The organism is Vibrio sp. 10N.222.49.A3, from assembly GCF_041475145.1.
Classification (GTDB): domain Bacteria; phylum Pseudomonadota; class Gammaproteobacteria; order Enterobacterales; family Vibrionaceae; genus Vibrio; species Vibrio tasmaniensis_A.
This window is the reverse complement of sequence record NZ_JBFRVM010000251.1, coordinates 1-3,236: the sequence shown is the minus strand read 5'-3', so window position 1 is coordinate 3,236 and position 3,236 is coordinate 1. Positions and strand designations below refer to the sequence as shown.

3 protein-coding genes and 1 pseudogene are annotated in these 3,236 nt (G+C 38.5%); 2 read left to right on the top strand and 2 right to left on the bottom strand.

What is annotated here, in order from left to right; all coding sequences use genetic code 11:
* Positions 1–172 (bottom strand): annotated as a pseudogene (locus AB4589_RS24465) (ISL3 family transposase); the annotation flags it as partial.
* A gap of 535 nt (positions 173–707) precedes the next feature.
* On the opposite strand from AB4589_RS24465, the gene AB4589_RS24460 reads away from it, so the two are divergent.
* Both AB4589_RS24460 and AB4589_RS24455 read left to right on the top strand, forming a co-directional pair.
* Positions 708–1,490: a hypothetical protein gene (locus AB4589_RS24460; protein WP_102579786.1), complete on the top strand. Its 783-nt coding sequence runs from the start codon at positions 708–710 to the stop codon at positions 1,488–1,490.
* A 254-nt stretch (positions 1,491–1,744) separates the two neighbouring features.
* Positions 1,745–2,311 carry a hypothetical protein gene (locus AB4589_RS24455; RefSeq protein WP_372101874.1) on the top strand — a complete coding sequence of 189 codons (567 nt, stop codon included), beginning with the start codon at positions 1,745–1,747 and terminating at the stop codon, positions 2,309–2,311.
* A gap of 697 nt (positions 2,312–3,008) precedes the next feature.
* Here the strand turns inward: AB4589_RS24455 and AB4589_RS24450 are convergent.
* A partial coding sequence (locus AB4589_RS24450) for a hypothetical protein (protein ID WP_372101873.1) occupies positions 3,009–3,236 on the bottom strand: 228 nt, incomplete at its 5' end.

The following is a 3,236-nucleotide window of genomic DNA, read 5'->3' as shown; positions in this document are numbered from 1 at the left end:
GACGTTGAACATAGTGGTCGACGGTACGCGGTGCTCCAGTCTCAGGGTCAACGACTTTACAGCGTCTGTCTCGCTTGCATTTGACGAGTACTGAATGAGTGCACTCTTCGAGCGTTACAGACTGTACGGATTGACCTTTAAAATTAAATAGAGCGGAAGATAATAACGACAAACTACAACACTAAGATATAAGACAGGAAGTAATTATAAATCAATGCTTTATTGATTTTATTGTTAATTTATAGACTCATCTAAGCGGAGAAGAGCCCAAAAAGTTATTCAAGGATAGCTAAATTAGAAAAGTCACTGACAAAGTTCTGTCCAAAATCTTCACAGGCTGAATTATTCCCCGTGGCACTTTCTAGCTCGAAAGGCCCCAAATCTTGTTAGATCAAATACTCTACACAACTTATTAAGTTTGAATGTTGTTTGAATATGGAAAGTGGCATGTTTTATTGAGTGTTTGGTATCGCCTTGTCGATGGTTAGCTTTATAAGTTGTTGCTTATTAATAAGGTTTTGGTTTTCATGTCTTGGATAACATGCTGGCACGTTTTTATGTGAGGCGAGAGTACACATTTCGATGTGTTTTCTTTAATTTTTAGTGACTTATGATAAATTAATCGAAAGTCGGGTAGGTGGAAAAACGAGACTGCCTGTTATTAAGAATGTTAACTGTCATCGAAAATAGTAGAGGATGGAGTAATTTTGGACAAAAAGTCATTGTTTAAGCTTTATCGTGAGTTGTACTTTCACGAAATGGACGTGAAAGAAAAGTTAGTGGTTCGCACCCAAATTTCATTTGCGATAGTCGTTACTGCATTTACGGTTATTAGTTATATGTTCAGGATGCTTGACTACACTTCAAATTGCTATGCGGTAGCGTTTTTTGTCGTTTTTGTTTCAATATCAACTTTGATATTAATCGCATCACTTTGGTTTCTAATTCACTCGTTTTCGTGGCACAGTTATCGTGGTATTCCTTCTCCCTCGAAAACCGATAATTATCGAATAGAGCTAATTGAACATAGGGATGCATTAGTTGCTTACAATGAGGAAAACCCAGAGCATCAACAGGAACTGTACGATGTTGATGAAGTAATGGAATCATACCTTTATGAAAATTTTAAGGTTTGTTCAACTCATAATACTGAAGTTAATGATGGGCGTTCAGGTTATGCAAGGGATGGTTTTAAATGGGTTTTGGCTGCTCTTTTACCATTGGCTATCGCCAGCAGTATTTTTATAATTGCAGACCTTGATACTTCATCACCTCGAAAAGAGTTACTGATAAAAGATTCTAATGTGTCTGCTCAATTAGAAAAGTTAACCGAACAAGTAGAGTTATTGCAGTTAGAAGCGTTAAAAATTCAAAAGGAGAGTATAATGTCTAACGAAAAGAATGTGGCTCCGCCTCCACCGCCGATGCCAACAGCTCCAGAGCCTCGCAATATTAAGAGTGAGACTCCTGTTCCACCAAAGGAGATGTAACATGAATAAACCTGCAAAACCGAAGCCGCCCCCAAAGACTCCGACTCCGCCACCTATTAGGGTTATCAAAGACGGCAGTCCGAAGAAAAAGTCTAGTAAAGACAGTTAGCAAAGCGTTTAAGACAGATTCCCAACGCATGGCATTTTTCATTCCATCGTTGGGTTTTGTGTTTACTGAGCAATGGTTAGGTTATGTGGTGCGTTGCCCATGATTTAACGCGCCGTTAACTGTCCATAGTAGATAGGAGTTAATATTGAGTAATAATAAAGAATCGCATCCAATCCGTAATGGTGTAATTGCGTCAGTGGTTGGCGGAATCATTCTATCTTTTTGGTCTCTGTTTCGAGAGCTCTTCGTCAAGGCTGCACTATGGTGCTGGGAACTGCTGACTTCTATTTGGATATGGTTTTCATCTACACATGAAACCTACGGATGGATATTAGTACTATTAATTGCGTTATCACTTCCAACGCTAATTAAGTTGGCTTCCTTAATGGCAAGAAAAAAAGAACCAGGAGTGGAAGAACTATATAAGTCAGATTACCTATTCGGAGCTGATTGGGGTTGGTACTACTTAAATGGTGAAATTAAAAACCTATGGTGTTTGTGTCCGTCCTGTAAGAATGAACTTGTATATTCTGAATTCGTACCAAACAAGTATGACTATAGACATGACGGTTTGGAACCAAAAACAGATTTCCTTTGTGAACGCTGTGATACGACTAGGTGTTCGTTGAAGGGAAATAAGAGATATGCTCTTGGCACTGTCGAAAGGGAAATTCGTAGAAAAATTAGAAGCAACGGGTGGCAAAGCAGCTAACAAGCATTTAAGGTTTCAAGATACTTTTTCTAACCCATACCGAACGTATTAGAACTCAAACTCTAACGCATTTTTGTCCAGGTTTAAGCTAGCTTAGAACTGCACAGAAAATCTTTTGCTAAAAATCGTTCCATTACACACTATACCAGTCAAATCTCATACTCACAGATACGAAAAACGTCAGAGTAACTCACCCGTTTGGGAAAACGTCAGATTAACTCGCCCGTTTGGGAAAAACGTCAGAGTAACTCGCCCGTTTGGGAAAAACGTCAGAGTAACTCACCCGTTTGGGAAAAACGTCAGATTAACTCGCCCATTTGGGGAAAATATCAGATTAACCCATCATTGAGGAAACGAGGAAAGCCTCATGTCTGATAACTAACTTCAAATGTTAGAAATTATTCGATAAATCAAAAAATCCTCAAACATTTTTCGGATCTGCTATCTCCTAGATAGCTCTTATCAGTGATGCTGGGTGCAAATCCTATCTGTAGCTTTATCTGCCAACCACTTTGAAAAATTAAAAAACAACAACTCATTGATAAAAAAAGACAAGGTGAAGTTTTTTCCATAACCTGCTAAAAATATTAGCATTTTCATATTGAAATTCATTTTTTCTGCTTATAAGCTGCTCTCAAATAGAAGAGCAGCAGCTAGCTGTCTAAGTGCAATAAACGTGGAAAACAGCAATCCGACATTAGTTAATGTCGTCATAGATAAATTCATTGAAAGCCGTGTACATACTGTCGCGCCGTCTACACTCAGATCGGACAGAAGTAAGTCGGGAAAACTCAAAAATCACTTCAAGAAACGTTTGATAAAAGATGTTAATCATAGTGACATCCATGATCTTATCATTTCGTTTCATCACCGCTACAGCAACAAGTCGATCAATGAGTTCCTCACTATGATCCGCACCAGCAGT